This window comes from Brevundimonas sp. UBA5713, from assembly GCF_002419815.1.
Lineage (GTDB): Bacteria > Pseudomonadota > Alphaproteobacteria > Caulobacterales > Caulobacteraceae > Brevundimonas.
In genome coordinates, this window is record NZ_DIGV01000051.1 from 1 (window position 1) to 18,516 (window position 18,516).

At 61.7% G+C, this 18,516-nt stretch carries 18 protein-coding genes, 1 tRNA gene and 1 pseudogene; 11 read left to right on the top strand and 9 right to left on the bottom strand.

Going from position 1 to position 18,516, the window contains the following annotated elements; genetic code table 11:
* The 3 genes and pseudogenes from B3B04_RS12355 to B3B04_RS12365 form a co-directional block, all read right to left on the bottom strand.
* Positions 1–655: pseudogene (locus B3B04_RS12355) on the bottom strand (mechanosensitive ion channel family protein); the annotation flags it as partial.
* 61 nt (positions 656–716) lie between these two features.
* Positions 717–1,883 (bottom strand): cystathionine gamma-synthase, encoded by a 1,167-nt coding sequence (locus B3B04_RS12360; protein ID WP_292043328.1) that lies wholly within the window; start codon positions 1,881–1,883, stop codon positions 717–719.
* Positions 1,884–1,887: 4 nt separating this feature from the next.
* Positions 1,888–3,291: a cystathionine beta-synthase gene (locus B3B04_RS12365; RefSeq protein ID WP_292043329.1), complete on the bottom strand. Its 1,404-nt coding sequence runs from the start codon at positions 3,289–3,291 to the stop codon at positions 1,888–1,890.
* Positions 3,292–3,402: 111 nt separating this feature from the next.
* Between B3B04_RS12365 and rnr the strand changes: the two genes are divergently transcribed.
* Both rnr and B3B04_RS12375 read left to right on the top strand, forming a co-directional pair.
* Positions 3,403–5,721, top strand: coding sequence for a ribonuclease R (gene rnr, locus B3B04_RS12370; protein WP_292043330.1), 2,319 nt, complete (start codon positions 3,403–3,405; stop codon positions 5,719–5,721).
* Complete coding sequence (locus B3B04_RS12375; RefSeq protein ID WP_292043332.1) at positions 5,718–6,422, top strand: NUDIX hydrolase; 705 nt, start codon at positions 5,718–5,720, stop codon at positions 6,420–6,422. Before rnr ends, B3B04_RS12375 begins: the two co-directional genes overlap by 4 nt.
* Before the next feature lie 3 nt (positions 6,423–6,425).
* Here B3B04_RS12375 and B3B04_RS12380 read toward each other — a convergent pair whose 3' ends face one another.
* Positions 6,426–6,800 (bottom strand): hypothetical protein, encoded by a 375-nt coding sequence (locus tag B3B04_RS12380; protein ID WP_292043334.1) that lies wholly within the window; start codon positions 6,798–6,800, stop codon positions 6,426–6,428.
* On the opposite strand from B3B04_RS12380, the gene B3B04_RS12385 reads away from it, so the two are divergent.
* Both B3B04_RS12385 and rpmG read left to right on the top strand, forming a co-directional pair.
* Positions 6,795–6,920 carry a hypothetical protein gene (locus B3B04_RS12385; RefSeq protein ID WP_292043335.1) on the top strand — a complete coding sequence of 42 codons (126 nt, stop codon included), beginning with the start codon at positions 6,795–6,797 and terminating at the stop codon, positions 6,918–6,920. The two genes, B3B04_RS12380 and B3B04_RS12385, sit on opposite strands and share 6 nt — an antisense overlap.
* A gap of 218 nt (positions 6,921–7,138) precedes the next feature.
* Positions 7,139–7,306 carry a 50S ribosomal protein L33 gene (gene rpmG / locus B3B04_RS12390; RefSeq protein ID WP_003164451.1) on the top strand — a complete coding sequence of 56 codons (168 nt, stop codon included), beginning with the start codon at positions 7,139–7,141 and terminating at the stop codon, positions 7,304–7,306.
* 124 nt (positions 7,307–7,430) lie between these two features.
* Here rpmG and B3B04_RS12395 read toward each other — a convergent pair whose 3' ends face one another.
* Together B3B04_RS12395 and B3B04_RS12400 are read right to left on the bottom strand one after the other, a co-directional pair.
* Entirely contained in the window at positions 7,431–8,789 is a 1,359-nt protein-coding gene (locus B3B04_RS12395) for a PleD family two-component system response regulator (RefSeq protein ID WP_292043337.1), read from the bottom strand.
* A gap of 6 nt (positions 8,790–8,795) precedes the next feature.
* Positions 8,796–9,161, bottom strand: a complete 366-nt coding sequence (locus tag B3B04_RS12400; protein WP_292043338.1) for a response regulator — start codon at positions 9,159–9,161, stop codon at positions 8,796–8,798.
* Positions 9,162–9,280: 119 nt separating this feature from the next.
* Between B3B04_RS12400 and B3B04_RS12405 the strand changes: the two genes are divergently transcribed.
* The 4 genes from B3B04_RS12405 (at position 9,281) to B3B04_RS12420 (ending at position 12,616) form a co-directional block, all read left to right on the top strand.
* Positions 9,281–10,552, top strand: a complete 1,272-nt coding sequence (locus tag B3B04_RS12405; RefSeq protein WP_292043450.1) for a DNA polymerase IV — start codon at positions 9,281–9,283, stop codon at positions 10,550–10,552.
* Between the two features lie 76 nt (positions 10,553–10,628).
* Complete coding sequence (locus tag B3B04_RS12410) at positions 10,629–11,087, top strand: RidA family protein (RefSeq protein ID WP_292043339.1); 459 nt, start codon at positions 10,629–10,631, stop codon at positions 11,085–11,087.
* Positions 11,084–12,229, top strand: coding sequence for a GNAT family N-acetyltransferase (locus B3B04_RS12415; protein WP_292043340.1), 1,146 nt, complete (start codon positions 11,084–11,086; stop codon positions 12,227–12,229). The genes B3B04_RS12410 and B3B04_RS12415 overlap by 4 nt, the downstream gene beginning before the upstream one ends.
* Before the next feature lie 81 nt (positions 12,230–12,310).
* Positions 12,311–12,616, top strand: a complete 306-nt coding sequence (locus tag B3B04_RS12420; protein ID WP_292043341.1) for a CsbD family protein — start codon at positions 12,311–12,313, stop codon at positions 12,614–12,616.
* Positions 12,617–12,757: 141 nt separating this feature from the next.
* On the opposite strand, the gene clpA is transcribed toward B3B04_RS12420, so the two are convergent.
* From clpA to B3B04_RS12435, 3 genes are all read right to left on the bottom strand, one after another.
* A complete protein-coding gene (gene clpA, locus B3B04_RS12425) occupies positions 12,758–15,061 on the bottom strand; it encodes an ATP-dependent Clp protease ATP-binding subunit ClpA (RefSeq protein ID WP_292043342.1) in 2,304 nt (767 codons plus the stop codon).
* A gap of 13 nt (positions 15,062–15,074) precedes the next feature.
* The gene (clpS, locus tag B3B04_RS12430) at positions 15,075–15,404 is read right to left on the bottom strand and encodes an ATP-dependent Clp protease adapter ClpS (protein ID WP_292043343.1); all 330 of its coding nucleotides are present in this window, start codon (positions 15,402–15,404) and stop codon (positions 15,075–15,077) included.
* A gap of 284 nt (positions 15,405–15,688) precedes the next feature.
* Positions 15,689–16,162 carry a phasin family protein gene (locus tag B3B04_RS12435; protein WP_292043345.1) on the bottom strand — a complete coding sequence of 158 codons (474 nt, stop codon included), beginning with the start codon at positions 16,160–16,162 and terminating at the stop codon, positions 15,689–15,691.
* Positions 16,163–16,467: 305 nt separating this feature from the next.
* On the opposite strand from B3B04_RS12435, the gene B3B04_RS12440 reads away from it, so the two are divergent.
* The 3 genes from B3B04_RS12440 to B3B04_RS12450 all read left to right on the top strand — a co-directional run bounded on the left by B3B04_RS12440 (position 16,468) and on the right by B3B04_RS12450 (position 18,473).
* The gene (locus B3B04_RS12440) at positions 16,468–17,778 is read left to right on the top strand and encodes a D-alanyl-D-alanine carboxypeptidase (protein ID WP_292043346.1); all 1,311 of its coding nucleotides are present in this window, start codon (positions 16,468–16,470) and stop codon (positions 17,776–17,778) included.
* Positions 17,779–17,903: 125 nt separating this feature from the next.
* The gene (locus B3B04_RS12445) at positions 17,904–18,341 is read left to right on the top strand and encodes an HIT family protein (protein WP_292043347.1); all 438 of its coding nucleotides are present in this window, start codon (positions 17,904–17,906) and stop codon (positions 18,339–18,341) included.
* A gap of 57 nt (positions 18,342–18,398) precedes the next feature.
* Positions 18,399–18,473, top strand: a tRNA-Thr gene (locus tag B3B04_RS12450).
* Positions 18,474–18,516: the final 43 nt, after the last annotated feature.

Sequence of the window (18,516 nt, forward strand, 5' to 3'; positions counted from 1 at the left end):
GGGCGATGTCGATCACGTCGCCATCGGCATTCACCTGCGGCATCTCGATCCAGTCACCCACACGCAGCATGTCGTTGGAGTTCAGTTGAACCGACGCCACCAGCGACAGGATGGTGTCCTTGAACACCAGCATGAGTACAGCAGCCAACGCCCCCAGACCCGACAGCAGCAGCAGCGGCGAGCGGTCAATCAGGGTCGCGATCACCAGAATGGTGGCAATCGCATAGAAGACCAGTTTGATGACCTGCAGATAGCCTTTGATGCTGCGGCGGTGCGCCCGCTCGCTGCGGTTATACAGGGCGTTCACCATGTCCAGCGCGCTGCTGATGGCCAGAACGATGGCCACGATGGTGAAGGCCGCCGCCACATTCTGGATCACCGTCACAGCACCGGGAGCCAGATGCGGCACCGAAGCGACGCCCAGTTGGAGGATCAGCGACGGCACCACGCGGGCCAAATTGCGCACGACCGGCCGGAGCAGTTGCTCCAGATCATCGGTCGCACGCCCGACAATCTTCAAAAGAATGCGCGTAAGGACCCGCCGCACCATAAAGTCGGCGACGAAGGCCACGAGAAAGAGAAGAAACAACCCGACCGCCATCTCGGCCATCGGGTATTCGGCTAATCGCGCTTGCACGCCAGCAGTATCCAACATGCGACAAGCCTAGGGGGCGAGGCCCACGAAGTGAACCCCGCCCTGCCGAATGTATCGCGACTTAAGCGCCCAAAGCCTGATCCAGATCGGCGATCAGGTCTTCGATGTTTTCGACACCGACCGACAGGCGGATCAGGCTGTCGGTCACGCCACTGGCCTCGCGCACATCTTTCGGGATGCTGGCGTGGGTCATGATGGCCGGATGGTTCACGAGGCTTTCGACACCGCCGAGAGACTCCGCCAGCGTGAACACCCGCACGCGTTCCAGAACACGCTTGGTACGCTCCAGATCACCGTCGATCACCACCGACACCATGCCGCCGAAACCGCCCGTCATCTGGCTCTTGGCCAGCTCATGCTGCGGATGGCTTTCCAGCCCCGGATAGATGACCTTTTGCACGCCCGCGCGGCCTTCCAGCCACTGGGCCAGCTTAAGCGCGTTGTCGCAGTGCGCCTTCATCCGAAGGGCCAAAGTCTTCAGGCCACGGTTCACGAGGAAGGCGTCAAACGGGCCCATCACACCGCCGATGGAGTTCTGCAGGAACTTCAGCTCGGCCGCCATTTCCGGCGTCTTGGCGATAAGCACACCGCCAACCACATCCGAGTGACCGTTCAGGTATTTGGTCGCCGAGTGCATAACGATGTCCGCGCCCAGCGACAGCGGCTGCTGGCAATAGGGCGAGGCAAAGGTGTTATCGACCACGAGGATCAGGTTGTGCGCCTTGGCGATCTTCGACAGAGCGGCGATGTCAGCCAGCTTCATCATCGGATTGGTCGGGGTTTCGACCCACAGCATGCGGGTCTTTTCGGTGATGGCCGCCTCGACCGCCGACAGATCGCTCAGGTCGATATAGCTGAAGTCCAGCCCCATTGAGCGACGGCGCACGCGCTCGAACAGACGCCACGAACCACCGTACAGGTCATCACCCGTAACGATGTGCGAACCGGCATCCAGCAGCTCCAGCGCGGTCGAGGTCGCCGCCATGCCCGAGCCGAAGCCGAAGGCCTGAACGCCGCCCTCCAGGTCTGCGATACAGGCTTCGAAGGCCATGCGCGTCGGGTTCTTGCCACGCGCATATTCAAAGCCCCTGTTCACGCCGGGGCTTTCCTGCGCGAAGGTCGAGGTGGCGTAGATCGGCACCATGACCGCGCCGGTCGTCGGGTCAGGTTCCTGCCCCGCATGAATGGCGCGGGTCGAAAAGCCCTGATGATTTTTCTTATCGGTCATGGACTTAACGGTTCAGGCTGAGGTGGTTGATCAGGTCGGCACGGGTGATCAGGCCGACAAATTTCTCGCCGTCCAGCACGATGGCCACGCGGTCGCGGTCAAAGAGCGGGATCAGGGCGTCGAGGTCTTCGGTCACCTGCACCGTGTCCAGATCACGCGTCATGGCGGTGTTCACCTGTTTGGCGAAACGCTCCTTGCGGGTGATCTCGTCGGTGTTCATCAGGTGAACGATGTCGCTCTCGTCCACGATGCCGACCAGGCGGCCCTCCTGAATGACCGGAAGCTGCGACACGTCGCTGCCGCGCATACGCTTGAAGGCGGTGTCGATGGTGTCTTCCGGACCGACGACGACCACATCACCCTTTTCATATTTGCGGGTGATCAGGTCCGAAAGATTGCCGGTAATCTCGCGCTCGGTCAGGCCTTGGTCAGCCAACCAGGTGTCGTTGTAGACCTTGGACAGGTATTTGGCACCGGTGTCGCACACGAAGGTGACGATGGTCTTGGGCTCGGTCTGCTCCTTGCACCAGCGCAGGGCCGCAGCGATCAGGCAGCCCGAGCTTGAACCGGCCAGCACACCTTCCTTCAGCAGAAGTTCGCGCGCCGTTGCGATCGATTCCGCATCGGGGATGGAATAGGCGCGGTCAACAAGGCTGATGTCAGCGGTGTCCGGCACAAAGTTTTGCCCGATACCCTCGACAGTATAGGAGCCGTCGGGGCCAGGTTTGCCTTCGTTCACGATTCCCGCCAGACCCGAACCAACGGGGTCGGCCAGCAGAATTTCTGCCTTGGAGCCTTTTGACTTTAGATATCGTGCAATACCGGTGATCGTGCCGCCCGATCCGATACCCGCCACAAAGGCGTCGATCTGGCCGCCGGTCTGCTCCCAAATCTCCGGTCCGGTCGATTTGAAGTGGGCTTCGGAGTTCGCGTCGTTGGCGAATTGGTTGACGTAATAGGCACCCGGAATCTGCTGCGACAGGCGCTCGGCCATGTCGGTGTAATACTCCGGATGGCCGTGCGGCACGTCCGAACGGGTCAGGCGCACATCGGCCCCCATGGCGCGCAGATGCTGGATCTTTTCCTTCGACATCTTGTCCGGAATGACCAGCAAGACGTTGTAACCCTTTTGTTTTCCGACCAGCGTCAGCGCCAGGCCGGTGTTACCGGCGGTGGCCTCTACAATGGTGCCGCCCGGTTGCAGCAGACCCGAGTTTTCGGCGGCCTCGATCATGTTGAGGGCAATGCGGTCCTTGATGGAGCCGCCCGGGTTCTGGCTTTCCAGCTTGATCAGCAGGCGACACTTGCCCGTGTCCAGCTTGGTCACTTCGACCATCGGCGTATTACCGATCAGGTCCAGCAGCGACTTCGACGGGCGGGACAAAGAAGGCGTGTCGGTCAGCGACATAGGATCAAGCTCCAAAACGGAAGGTAGACAGAAGGCTGAAGCCAGCAGGCTTCGCGGTCAACTTGTGCAAGATTTCACCTTTTCATCGAAAAGCGCGTTATTGAGGGCGTAATGGCTAAATCTCCCAAGCGCCCGGTTGCGGGCCTCCCCGATAAAGACACCCTCCTCGCCTTCCTGCGCGAAGCCGGAGAGGCCGAGAAATCCGATATTGCCCGCGCCTTTGGCCTGAAGGGTGCGGAACGGCGCATGCTGCGCGAAATGCTGCGAGAACTGGAAGCCGAGGGCAAGCTGGGCAAGCGCGGTCGCAAGGGCTTTGCCGAGGCCGGCACCCTGCCCCCCGTCGGCGTGGCCGATGTGGTGGCCCGCACCGACGATGGCGAACTGCTGGTCCAACTGGTTAAGGGCGAGGCCGACGCCCCGCAGGCCGTTCTGGTCGCCGACAAGGAGCGCCGCGTCTCCGCTCCGGCCATGGGCGACCGCCTGCTGGTCAAATTCTCGCGCACCGGCGAAGGCTGGGAAGCCCGTCTGGTCAAAAAGCTGGACGCTGGCGGCAGCAAGATTCTGGGCGTGGTCCGCAAGGGCCATCGCGATGTCCGCATCGAGCCTGTCGACAAGAAGGACAAGGAGTTCCTGATCGTCCCCGCCGGTCTGGTAGAGGGTCTAAAGGATGGCGATCTGGTGCTGGCCGCCTCCGAGCGCGGCGACAGCCGCTATGGTCCCAAGCGCGGCAAGATCCTTGAAAAGATCGGTCGCGAGGATGACCCGCGTGCGGCCTCGATCATCGCCATCCACCAGCACAACATCCCCATCGGCTTCTCCGAGGCGGTGATTGCCGAGGCAGGCGATCAGGCGGTGCCGACGCTGAAGGGTCGTGAAGACCTGCGCCACATCCCCTTCGTCACCATCGACCCGCAGGACGCGCGCGACCACGACGACGCCGTCTTTGCCGAGCGCGACACCGATGAAAAGAACCCCGACGGCTGGGTCGTCTGGGTCGCCATCGCCGACGTGGCCGCCTATGTGCGCCCCAACACCGCGCTGGACCGCGAGGCCCGCGCCAAGGGCAACTCGACCTATTTCCCCGACCGCGTGGAGCCCATGCTGCCGGAAGTGCTGTCGAACGGCCTGTGCAGCCTGAAGGAAGGCGAGAACCGCGCCACCATGGCCGTGCGCATGGTGTTCGACAAATCCGGCACAAAGATCGGCCACAAGTTCACGCGCGGCCTGATGCGTTCGCACGCCAAGCTGTCCTATGAGCAGGCGCAGGCCGCCATCGACGGCCAGCCGGACGACACCACCGGCCCGATCATGGATACCATCCTGTATCCGCTGTGGAACGCCTATGCCTGTATGCTCAAGGGGCGCGAGCGCCGCGCGCCTCTGGCGATCGAGAGCCTTGAGCGCCGCGTACAGATGTCGCCCGAAGGCGGCATTCAGGCCATCCTGCCGCGCCAGTCGCTGCAAGCGCACCGCCTGATCGAAGAGATGATGGTACAGGCCAATGTCTGCGCTGCCGAAAGTCTGGAGAAGGCCCGCACGCCCCTGATCTATCGCGTTCACGAAACGCCCAGTCAGGAAAAGATCTTCAACCTGTCCGATTTCCTGCACACCATCGGCAAGTCGTGGGCCAAGGGCGAAGCGCCGACCACCAAACGCTTCAACAAACTGCTGGCCGAGATCAAGGACAGCGAACACGCCGAAGTGGTCAATGAAGTGGTCCTGCGCACCCAGATGCAGGCCTTCTACAGCCCCGAGAACCTCGGCCACTTTGGCCTGAACCTCGACCGCTATGCCCACTTCACCTCGCCGATCCGCCGCTATGCCGACCTGATCGTGCACCGTGGCCTGATCCGCGCGCTGAACCTTGGCGACGATGGTCTGACCGACCGCGAAATGGCCGAACTGTCCGGCATTGCCGAGCACATCACCGAGACCGAGCGTCGCTCCATGGCGGCGGAACGGGCGGCGATGGACCGCTATATCGCCGCCTTCCTCGAAGACCGCGTGGGCGCGACCTTTACCGGCCGCATCACCGGCGTGACCCGCTTTGGCCTGTTCATCCGTCTGGACGAAACGGGTGCCGATGGTCTGGTTCCGGTGTCATCTCTGGGCGACGAATATTTTGTCCACGATGACCGCAGCCATGCTCTGGTCGGCGAACGCTCGGGCAAACGCTATCCGCTGGGCCTGAATGTCGAGGTGTTGCTGGCCGAGGCCACGCCGGTTACGGGCGGTCTGGTGTTCCAGATGCTGTCCGATCCCGCCCCGCGCGATCCCAATGCGGCCATGCCCCGTCTGGGCATGCGCGGGCGTGGACCCAAGGGCGGAAAAGGCGGCTTCAAGGGTGCAGGCGGCAAATCCGCCCGCGCCCGCAACGGCGGCAAACCTCTCGGCGGCCTCAAGGGCGTTCGCAAGGGCAAGCGCAAGTGAGCGAACCGTTCGACGCGAAACAGGACCTGTTGGATGCGCCCCGTGTTGGTGGGCGGCAACGCCCCCGTGATGCGGCCACGCTGATCCTCACTCGCGGCGACAAAAACCTTGAGGTTCTGATGGGTCGCCGCGCGGCGGGCCACGTCTTCATGGCGTCCAAATGGGTGTTTCCGGGTGGTCGCATTGACCGCTCGGACTTCACTGCCCGTTTTTCGGGAGAGCTGTCTTCGATCACCGCACGGCGACTGGAGAAGGAAATGCCTGCCAGAAGGGCCCGTGCGCTGGCCCTGACGGCCATCCGCGAGACTTTCGAGGAAACGGGCCTGATCCTTGGAAAACCCGCTCCTGCGGCGTCTGTGGCCGGTCCTTGGCGTGAATACCGTCAGGCGGGGGCCCTGCCCGACCTCTCGTGCCTGACCTATATCGCCCGCGCCATTACTCCGCCGGGACGCACACGCCGCTTTGACGCGCGTTTCTTCACCGCCCCTATCGAGGCGCTGCGTGATCCGGACAATATCGTGGGGTCAGGCGAACTGGACGAGATCGCATGGCTGCCCATCCAGGAGGCCATGCAGCAGGACCTGCCGTCCATCACCCGCTTTGTGCTGGGTGAAGCGCTGGAGCGGCTGGAATCCCCCAACCGCCCCCTCGCCTTTGTGCGGATGCTGCACGGGCAGCACCGCATCGAGCATCTCGACTAAAGCCTATTCGCTGACCGGCTTGGTCAGGTCGAACTCCACGCGGAAGTGGCGGTTGGCGCGGCGCAGCTCATAGACATAGGTCTGGGTCGGGTGGACCTCGACAGCCCAGACATTGGTGTTCGACACCGAGGCGTCATTGGCGGTGAACAGGTCGATGGATTCCTGATCCACCGGAAACTCCTGACGCTTGGGCGAGCCGTCTTGCGTGGTCTCGCCACCGTACCAGTGCAGGGTGTGGGTGGTACCGTCCGGATCGCGGTGATCGTGCTTCAGGCGCAGGCCATTATCCGTGCGGGTAATGAACCAGGTACGCGAGTGGTCATCACCCACCCAGAACGGGATGCGGATCTCGTTAGCCTCGCAGTCGCGCACATGCATCAACAAGCGCTTTCCGGCAAAATCGCCGTCCGTCGGGCCGGGATTGATTACCTTCCCTTCGAATCGCTGACCGCACAGGGTCGAAAGATTCGCGAAAAAGGCATCCTGCGCGCCGGCTGATTCCATAGCAGCGGTTGGCGAAGCGACAGCTAGAGAGCTGAAAACAGCGGCAGAAATGGCTAAGGCGGGTGCAATTCGGGTCATTTTCATGGCATTAAGCCTATCCGTTCGCGGATTGGACTCAAGGCGACATCACGCCCGTTGACTTTGGCGCGTGTCTGAGTATGTTCCGCGCCTCCTATTTCAAGCGGCTTTCGCCGTCGCAGAGGTTTATTCCGATGGCCAAACCGGCTTCGATCAAGATCCGTCTGAACTCCACCGCCGACACCGGCTTCTTCTATGTCACCAAGAAGAACGCCCGTACCATGACCGAAAAAATGGTCGTGAAGAAGTACGACCCGGTCGTGCGCAAGCACGTCGAGTTCAAAGAAGGCAAGATCAAGTAAGACCCTGCTCCGCGTGATGCGGAGCAGCGCTTACAGCCCTTCAAAAACGCCCGACTGTTTTTCAGTCGGGCGTTTTTCCATGCCTGCTATTTGGTAACACGCGGCTCACCCGCAGCCACAGCAGTTACGAGGCGGCGCGGGAGACGACCGTGTTCCGGCCCCTGTCCTTGGCTTCATAGACACCCTGATCGGCCCGTTTCAGCAGGGTTTCAGGCGTGTCGCCGTCAACCGAACTGGCCACGCCCACCGATACCGTCACATCCAGTGGAGCCTTGCCGGCCAGCGCGCGGAACGGCTCGCTGCTGATATCGCGACGGATACGCTCTGCAATGCGCTGGGCGTCCTCCAGAGACGTGCCGGGCATCACCACCACAAACTCTTCGCCGCCCAGCCGGCACGGCAGGTCCACAGCGCGCACATTGGTGGCCAAACGGACCGCAAACTCGCGCAGCACCTCGTCGCCCACATCGTGGCCAAAGCTGTCATTGATGGATTTGAAGTGGTCCAGATCGATGATCAGCACCGAAATCGCCTCGCCCCCGCGATTGGCGCGTGCGAGCATGGATTGCAGCTGACTGGCCATATAGCGACGGTTATGCAGCCCCGTCAGCACATCGGTGACAGCGGCCTCGAGGTTGCGTTCCAGCCTTTCGCGCAGGAAGTCGGTATAGCGTTTGCGCTTCACCTGCGTGACCACGCGCACTGAAAGTTCGTCAGGATCGATCGGCGCGCTGACGATGTCATTGGCCCCCAGCTCCAGAGCCTTGACCAGCCTCTGTCGCTCTTTCAGGTCGACAATGGTCAAAATGGGCAAGGACCGCGTGACCTCGCGAGCGCGCAGGTGCGCCAGCAGTCGCAGACCATCAAAGCTGGCGTTCGCGGCATTGATGATCATCAGATCGACACCGCCGGCGGAAATGCCCGCATCGATACTGTTGGCCAATACCGGGCGGTGATTGCGCCCCAACTCGGCCATCAGCACGCCGGCCTGCTCGGGATTGTCATCAACCACGACGATCCGACCGCCCGTGCCGCGCAGACGCTCTACACCTGCTCCTCCAATGCCAAAGCGGCGTCCGCTTTCTTCGCGCTCGCGCAACTCGTCGACCATGATTTTCAGACGCGTCAGGCTGCGCACACGCGCCATCAGGATCAGATCGTCATAGGGTTTGCTGAGAAAATCGTCGGCACCGGCCTCCAGCCCGCGTATCCGGTCCTGACGGCCATCCAGAGCCGTGACCAGCACCACCGGAATATGCCGCGTGGCCGGATCGTCCTTCAGGCGACGGCAGGTCTCGAACCCGTCCATCTTGGGCATCATCACGTCCAGCAGAATCAGGTCCGGCTGTTCGGTGCGCGCCAGTTCAATCGCCGTGGCTCCGTCATTGCAGGTGACCACGTCGAAATATTCAATCGTCAGCTTGGCTTCGAGCAGCCGCACATTGGTGTCGACATCATCGACAACGAGGATACGTGCACTCATCCGGCGTCACCCCAGATGGCGACGCACGGTGTCCAAGAAGGTCGAAACCGAAATGGGTTTGGAAATGTAGGCTTCACAGCCCCCCTGCCTGATCCGTTCCTCGTCGCCCTTCATGGCAAACGCAGTCACGGCAATTACAGGAATATTACTTAGCTCGTCATCCTCCTTGATCCATTTTGTCACTTCCAGACCCGAAATTTCCGGCAACTGGATATCCATCAGGATCAAGTCAGGGCGATGCGCACGCGCAAGCTGGAGCGCCTGCATCCCCTCACGGGTCTGCAGGGTCGAATAGCCCTGAGATTCAAGCAGATCATGAAACAGCTTCATGTTCAGCTCATTATCCTCGACGATGAGGACGGTCTTGGACATTGGCCACCTGGCGCTCAAACACAAAGACACCCAAATCGGTTAGACTGGTGCCTTTCTGGCCTAGCTTGCCTACGTCAGTCTTAAGCCCTCGTGAAGTTCGTCGAACTCGGAGATAAATTCTGAGCGCCCAGTCGCTTTGCAGGGACTGTCTGGCCATGCAGGCCGAACCACAGCGCCAATGTCTGGCCTGTGGCTCGCGGCGTGTGGTGAACCATGCGGAACTGTCCCAGCTGACCATGGCGCACATGGACTGCGACGCCTTCTATGCCTCGGTTGAAAAGCGCGACCGGCCAGAGCTGCGAGACAAGCCGGTGATCATAGGGGGCGGCAAGCGCGGCGTGGTTTCGACCGCCTGCTATGTGGCGCGCCTTTATGGCGTCGGCAGCGCCATGCCCATGTTCAAGGCGCTGAAAGCCTGCCCCGAGGCGGTGGTCATCAAGCCCGACTTTGCCAAGTATCAGCACGAGAGCGCCCGCATTTTCGGCGCGGTCCATCAACTGACGCCACTGGTGCAGACCCTGTCGCTGGACGAGGCCTGGATCGACCTGTCGGGGACCGAACGCCTGAACGGCGGCCCTGCGGCGTTCCAGCTGGCACGGCTGCAAAAATGGATCGAGGAAGAGGTCGGCCTGACGGTTTCGGTCGGTCTGGCCCCCAACCGGTTTCTGGCCAAGATCGCGTCCGAGCTGGACAAGCCGCGCGGGTTTTCGGTGATCGGCAAAGCCGAGGCCAAGGATTTGCTGGCCCCGCGCCCTGTACGCATCCTGCCGGGCGTCGGTCCGGTGTTTGGCCAGAAGCTGCGCTCTGACGGCTTTGCCACCGTTGGCGATCTGGCCAATGCCGAGGTGAAGGACCTGATCCGCCGCTATGGCGAAAGCGGCCTGCGCCTGCACGAACTGGCCCACGCCCGCGACAGCCGCCCCGTAAACCCCGACCACGACCGGCGCGGCATGAGCGCCGAGACCACCTTCAACGAAGACCTTTCGACGCAAGAAGCGCTGGAGGCCGAGCTATGGCCCCTGTGCGAAAAGCTGGCCAGCAAGGCGCGTCGTGATGGTGTGTCCAGCCGCGTGATCGTGCTGAAACTGCGCCGCACAGACTTCAAGATCATCACCCGTCGCATCACCCTGCCCGATCCGGTGCAGACAGCGCGGGCGCTGTTTAACGCCGGTCGCGACCTGCTGAAGCCGGAACTGGGCATCCCCTATCGCCTGATCGGTATCGGCATGGCCGAGGTGGTTGATGCCCATGACGCGCCCGCCGGACTGTTCCAGACCACCGAGGCCCGCAATCTGAAAACCGAAACGGCCATCGATGCCCTGCGGGCCAAGTTCGGCGTTGATGCCGTGGTGGCAGGACGCGCACTCAAAAAGCCCGATCACACCCCGTAACCGAACGCCGTGCGGGGGCAGACACAAGCCCCGCAATCGCGCTACATCCCCCTACCCCTCATTCACGGAGACAGACATGAGCATCGAAGCCCGCCTTACCGAACTCGGCATCACCCTGCCGGAAGCCGCCAAGCCGGTGGCCTCCTATGTCTCCTATGTTCGCTCGGGCAACACCCTGACCATCTCGGGTCAGCTGTCGAACGATGCCAATGGCGGCATCAAGGGCACCGTCGGCGTCGACGTGACGCCGGAAGAAGCCCAGAAGGCCGCCCGCCTGTGCGGTCTGAACCTGATCGCCCAAATCAAGGCCGCGCTGGACGGCGATCTGGACCGCGTGGTCCGCATTGTGAAGCTGGGCGGCTTTGTGCAGGCCGGTCCGGACTTCGAAGCCATTCCGGCGGTCATCAACGGCACGTCCGACCTGATGGTCGAAGTGTTCGGCGATGCCGGCAAGCACGCCCGCTCCGCTGTCGGCGTCTACAAGCTGCCGCTGGGCTTTGCCGTTGAAGTTGACGCCATCGTCGAGGTGAAGTGAGCCTGAAGCTACAGGTTCATGGAGGGGTTGCCGATGTCGGGCGCGAAGCGTGGGATACGCTGGCGCTCCCGACGGGCGACCCCTTTGTCACATATGACTTCCTGCATGCGTGCGAAGCCTCGGGCAGCGCGGTGCCACAGCAAGGTTGGGCGGCCCGCCACCTGACCCTTCACAGCGCCAATGACCGCCTGATCGGGGCCATGCCGCTGTACCTCAAGGGCCATAGCCAGGGCGAATACGTCTTCGACCACAGCTGGGCCGATGCCTATGAGCGCGCCGGTGGCCGCTATTATCCCAAACTGCTCAGCGCCATTCCGTTCACGCCCGCCACGGGCCCTCGCCTGCTGGTGGCCGAGGGTGAAGATACGCTGACGGTCCGCCAAGGCCTGATACAGGGCGCGGTCATGCTGTGTGAACAGATGAACCTGTCGTCGATCCACATCAACTTTCCGCCCGAAGACGAGTGGCAGATGATGGGCGACCATGGCCTGCTGCTGCGCGAGGACATGCAGTTCATCTGGCGCAATCAGGGCTGGGCCACCTTTGATGACTTTCTGGGGGCCCTGTCGGCCAGCCGCCGCAAAACCATCCGCCGCGAACGCCGCGAGGCACAGGAAGGCCTGAACATTCGCGTCCTGAACGGGCCTGCGATTACCGAGGCGCACTGGGACGCCTTCTTCGCCTTCTACATGGATACCGGCGACCGCAAATGGGGCCGCCCCTATCTGACCCGCGACTATTTCACCCGCATCGGCCAGACCATGGCCAACAAGGTGGTGCTGGTCATGGCGTTTGACGGCGACACGCCCGTGGCCGGTGCGCTGAACTTTATCGGTCGCGACGCCCTGTATGGCCGCCAGTGGGGCACTCTGGTCGATAAGCCGTTTTTGCACTTTGAGCTGTGCTATTATCAGGCCATTGATTTCGCCCTGAAACACGGGCTTTCGCGCGTCGAAGCCGGTGCGCAGGGCGAGCACAAGATCGCCCGCGGCTACCTGCCCGAACGGGTGCGCTCGGCCCACTATATCGCTGATGCCAGCCTGTCCGACGCCGTCGCCCACTATTTGAAACGCGAACGCCCTGCCGTCGCCGGTGAGCGGGAGGCCATGGCACTGGAGTTGTCGCCCTATAAGTCGCGATAAGCTGCCGCAGGCCGGAACTCTAGCCTCCGCCGAACGCTAGTTAATGGTCCCTTACCTCCCTCCCATTTCCAGGATGAGATCATGACCGACCAACGTATCGAAGGCGCTCTCGACCAAGCCGAAGGCAAGATCCAAAAAGGCTTTGGCAACCTGACCGGCGACGCGAAACACAAGGTTGAAGGCGCTGCCAAGGAAGCTGGCGGTCGCGCCAAGGCTGCCTATGGCCGCGTAATCGACGGTCTGGACGGCATTGCCGACAAGGCTCCGGCCGACCTTCGCGAACCGGCCAAGAAGGGCCTCGAGTTCGCCCGTAACAAGCCGCTGCTGACCACCGGCATCATCGCCGGTGCCGCCATCCTGCTCGGCGGCCTGGGCCGCAAGCGCTAAGCGCTCGCCCCTAGGCACATACGGAAAAGCCCGCTCTGAAATGAGCGGGCTTTTTCATGGACTCAGGTCAGATCAGGCCGACAAGCAGAAAAGGCCGGGGCAAAACCCCGGCCTTTCCCATTTGCATCTGAAGCCGACCGATCAGGCCGTTTCTTCTTCCTCTTCCTTGGCCGCGCTACCCTTGGCTTCGGTGATGTCGAAGGCGATCTTGCCGTCCTTCAGCTCCACCTTCACATGGCCACCGCGTACCAGACGGCCGAACAGGATGTCGTCGGCCAGCGGCTTCTTGATGTGTTCCTGAATGACGCGCGCCAGCGGGCGAGCCCCATACAGTTCATCAAAGCCGTTCTTGGCCAGCCAGTCAGCCGCATCGTCCGTCAGCTCGATGGTGATGTTGCGATCGGCCAACTGGGCTTCCAGCTGCATGACGAACTTGTTCACCACGTCGCGGATCGTGGTCGGCGACAGCGGCTTGAAGCTGACGACCGCATCCAGACGGTTGCGGAACTCCGGCGTGAACAGGCGCTGGATGGCCTTTTCGTCCTCGCCCTCGACCTTGGTGCGACCAAAGCCGATGGAGTTGCGGGCGTTGTCTGCCGCACCGGCGTTGGTGGTCATGATCAGGATCACATTGCGGAAGTCGATCTTCTTACCGACCGCATCCGTCAGCGTCCCGTTGTCCATGACCTGCAGCAGGATGTTGTAGACATCCGGGTGGGCCTTTTCGATTTCGTCCAGCAACACCACCGAGTGCGGATGCTGGTCAACGGCATCGGTCAGCAAGCCGCCCTGATCGTGGCCGACATAGCCCGGAGGGGCACCGATCAGACGGCTGACCGTGTGACGCTCCATATATTCCGACATGTCGAAACGCTGCATCTCGATGCCCAGCGTGGCGGCCAGTTGCTTGGCCACCTCGGTCTTGCCGACGCCGGTCGGACCCGAGAACAGGAAGGAGCCGATCGGCTTATTGGCATCGCGCAGACCCGCACGGGCCAGCTTCATGGCCGCCGAGACCTGATCGATGGCGTCTTCCTGACCATAGACCACGCGCTTCAAATCGCTTTCCAGCTCGCGCAGGGCCTCGGTGTCAGACTTGGAGACCGACTTGGGAGGAATGCGGGCGATCTTGGCGATAACCGCCTCGATCTCTTTGGAGCCGATGGTCTTCTTGCGCTTGGACTCCGGCAGCAGCATCTGCGAGGCGCCGGCCTCATCGATCACATCGATGGCCTTGTCCGGCAGCTTGCGGTCGGTGATGTAGCGCGCCGAAAGATCGACAGCCGTGCGGATGGCTCCATCGGTGAAGCGCAGCTTGTGATGCTCCTCATAGGTGGCCTTCAGCCCCTTGAGGATTTTCACCGTGTCCTCGATCGACGGCTCGTTCACGTCGATCTTTTGGAAACGACGCACCAGAGCGCGGTCTTTTTCGAAGTGCTGGCGGTACTCCTTATAGGTGGTCGAACCCATGCAGCGCAGGGTGCCCGACGCCAGTGCCGGCTTCAGCAGGTTGGACGCATCCATGGCCCCGCCCGACGTCGCACCCGCACCGATCACGGTGTGGATCTCGTCGATGAACAGCACAGCGTTCTCGTGGCTTTCCAACTCCTTGACCACCTGTTTCAGGCGCTCTTCGAAGTCACCGCGATAACGCGTACCGGCCAGCAGCGAACCCATGTCGAGCGAAAAGATGGTCGCGCCTTTCAGCACGTCCGGCACTTCATCCGCTTCGATCTTGCGGGCCAAACCCTCGGCGATGGCGGTCTTGCCCACGCCGGGATCACCCACCAGCAGCGGGTTGTTCTTGGTGCGGCGGCACAGGATCTGGATCGAACGATCCACCTCGGCCTGACGACCAATCAGCGGGTCGATACGGCCCTCGCGCGCCTTTTCGTTCAGGTTGACGCAATAGGCTTCCAGAGCCTCGCTGCCCTGTTTGACGACATTGCCCTCTTCGGCCTCTTCGAGGCTGACGCCACGGCTGGGGCGGGCCTCGGACGCGCCTGGCTTCTTGGCAATGCCATGGGCGATGAAGTTGACGGCATCATAGCGGGTCATCTCCTGCTGCTGCAGGAAATAGGCGGCATGACTTTCCCGTTCGGAGAAGATGGCCACCAGCACATTGGCACCGCTGACCTCCTCGCGGCCCGATGACTGGACGTGGATGACCGCGCGCTGGATCACGCGCTGGAAGCCGGCGGTCGGTTTGGCGTCATCGCCATCCGCCGTCGCCAGCGCCGCCAGATCATTGTCGACATAGAGGGTCAGGGCGGCCCTCAGGGTCGTCAGATCGACGTTGCAGGCTTCCATCACCGACGACGCATCAGGGTCATCAATCAGCGCCAGGAGCAGGTGCTCCAGGGTGGCGTACTCGTGCCGACGCTGATTGGCGTAGCTGACCGCGCGGTGCAGGGTCTCTTCGAGAGGACGCGAAAATGAAGGCATGAAAGGCTCCTCTCTAGTCCTTTTCCATGGTGCATTGCAGCGGATGCTGGTGGCGGCGGGCGGTCTCGATCACCTGTGCGACCTTGGTTTCGGCCACCTCATAGGTGTAGACCCCGCACACTCCGACCCCATACTGGTGAACGTGCAGCATGATACGGGTCGCGGCCTCACGGTCCTTTTGGAAGAACCGCTCCAGCACGTAGACGACGAATTCCATCGGCGTGTAGTCGTCGTTCAGTATCAGCACTCGATAAAGCGAGGGCCGCTGAACCTTGGGCTTGGTTTCGGTGACGACCGCAGCGCCAGCGCCGCCGTTCTGTTCACCTGACCGTCTCGTGGGCATTCGAAGTCCGTCTGTTAAGCGTTCTACTCAGAGATAGGGAATGATGACGCGAATTGAAGCGTCGTCCAGTCACAGTGATGCTAACCCCAGCACCTGAACAAAGTTTCACGCAGCATCAGGGTGCCGACAAAGCCCCTTAAGTTTCCTTACTCGGCGCATAAGGCCGGATAGGTGCTGCATTCCGCCCCTCGCCTCTGACGCTCGTTTTCCGCATGCCGCGCCCACGAAAAAGGCTCCGGTGCGCGGGAGCACCGGAGCCTTTGAGCCGTCATCGCTATGGGAGGTTAGCGAGCCGACTGAAGGTTTTCGACCGTGGCGGTCACGCGCTCGTTGATCGGCTTGAAGCAGTCTTTCATCGAGTTGGTGATGATCTCGTTGGTCTTGGTCAGCTGGGCCAGATAGGCCTCGGCCGACGACTTGGCCCACGAAGTTTGCAGCTCGACCAGTTCCTGAACCGAGCGGGCTTGCGACAGCGACTGGGCCGCCGAGATGTTGTCTTCCCAGGTCTTGCGGCCATAGGCCAGCGCCTGTTGCGACAGGGCTTCGGCACCCTTTTGGGCAGCAGTGGCCGACTCGACTACGGCTTCGAGGTTCTTCTTGCTGTGGGCGTTCAGCTCGGTCAGCGAAGCGATCGACTTGTCGACGCCTTCGCGGAAAGCCTTGGTGCCGGCGTCCTGGAACGATTGCGCCTGGGCCTTGGCCTTGGCGGCAGTCTGCTCAACGGTCTTTTTGACAGTTTCGGCGGTGGTATCAACCATGTGATGACTCCGTGTCGAGGGGAAACACGCAGAACGCGAACACTCACGCCGCGCTTAATGCAACGCCGTTATATTGTGCACGTGCGAAATAAAAATCAAGAGTATTTTTGTGCAGCGCAACACAGCGCTCTACGGCCGCGCTTGCGCCTTGCCGGATCGAATGCAAGGTTCACGTCACATTCAAAACATCGTTGACGGGTTGTTAACCCCGTCGAAACCCCAATGTCTGATGGTGTAAACCTTACACAGCGCCAAAGCGTCTTTCCCGTTTTGCCGCCACAGTGACGAGGCTTAAGTTAGTGCAGATGCCCATGACAGCATTCCGCAAACCCGTCCTTGCCGGTCTTTTGGTCGCAGGTCTGGCTCTGACGCCGACTATCGGTCAAACGCCGCCCGTGGCGCAGTCGGGCGATAACAGCAAATATGCCGCTATCGTTCTCGACGCTGCGACAGGCGAGACCCTGTTCTCGCGTTTCGCCGACGAGCGCCGCTATCCGGCATCGATCACCAAGGTCATGACGCTGTATCTGGTGTTCGAGGCACTGGAGAATGGCGAGCACAAGCTGACAGACCGTTTGACAGTATCGCCACGCGCGGCGGCGCAACCGCCGTCCAAACTGGGTCTGGCCGCCGGTCAATCCATCAGCCTTGACGACGCCATGCGCGCGACCGCCGTACGCAGCGCCAATGACATGGCCGTGGTTCTGGCCGAAACTATTTCCGGCAGTGAATCGCGCTTCATCGACAAGATGAACGCCAAGGCCCGCGAACTGGGGATGCTGAACACCCGCTTCACCACGCCCCACGGCCTGCCCGACAGCCGACAAGCTACCACTGCCAATGATCTGGCGATCCTGAGCCGCGCAGTGATGCGCGACTATCCGCAATATTATCGCTACCTCGGCCTGCACGACTGGTATTTCAACGGTCGCGAATACCGCAACACCAACGGCCTGCTGGCGACCATGAACGGTTATGACGGAATCAAGACCGGCTTTACCAACGCTTCGGGCTACAACCTGTCCGCCTCTGCGGTGCGTAACAACAAACGCCTGATCACCATCGTGATGGGGGGCCGCTCGACCGCCAGCCGCAACGCCCACGTGGCCGAACTGATGGACACGGGCTTTGATCTGGCCAACCGCCGCGCCCGTGGCGAAAACATCCAGAACGCACAAGCGTTTTTCCAAGAGCGCGGCTTTGGCATTCCGTCACCGACTGCACCCGTGGCCTATGCTTCGGTGTCTGACGAAGGCCGTCCTTATACGGCGTCTGGCGAAGTCGCCTATGTTTCGGCCCCTGCCGAACGCGCAACGCCGACCGAAATCACACCTGCGCCCTCTGCCCGCCGCGAGCGCGCCGCTGCACCCCGCACGCCAGCAGGCCGCTATGCGGTTCAGGTAGGCGCATTCCGCGACCAAAAAGTCGCTCAAGACTGGCTGAATGATGTGAACCGCCGCTTCCGCAGCGAGTTTACCGGAGCCGAGCGGACGGTTCAGACGGGCGATGGTGGCTGGTACCGTTCCCGCTTTACCGGCCTGACCGAGGAAAAGGCCAATGAGGCCTGCGAAACCCTGGCTGCGCGCCGCGTCACCTGTATGGTGATCCGTCCCTGATCCTTGCGATCGGCAGTAAAGAATAAAGGGCACCGGCCTCAACCGGTGCCCTTTTTCTTTGCACGCTCTTGGAAGCGGCCCTTGCCTTGATCTAGGCTAAGACCCAGATGATTTGGGAGAAATCCATGAGCCTGCACGGTAGCTACGATCCGCAAAACGTCTTTGCCAAGATCCTGCGCGGTGAAATCCCCAGCGTGCCCGTATGGGAAGACGACAGCGTCTACGTTTTCATGGATGCCTTTCCCCAATCCGAGGGCCACACCCTCGTCATTTCCAAGACCTCGACTGCACGCAATATTCTGGAGATGGAAGCAGCCGATCTGGCCACCGTCACAGCGGCCGTTCAGCGAGCCGCCCGTGCGATTGAAAAGGCGCTGGCACCCGACGGCTTGATCGTGACCCAGTTCAACGGAGCCCCGGCCGGGCAAACCGTCTTCCATCTTCACTTCCACATCATCCCGCGCTGGGAAGACAAAGCCATGGCCGGTCACGGCCAATCCGGCATGGCTGATCCCGAGGCGCTTAAAGCCACTGCGAAACGCATTCGTCAGGCTCTGGCCTGATCCCAGTTCACGCCCCCTATTGCTTCCGAGAGATTCTCTCCGCATAAGACGGGCCGCGCCGGATTAGCACAGCGGTAGTGCAGCGGTTTTGTAAACCGAAGGTCGGGGGTTCGATCCCCTCATCCGGCACCATTTTCCCCGAGGAAACCAGAGCATCATGGCCGGTTTCCTCGGC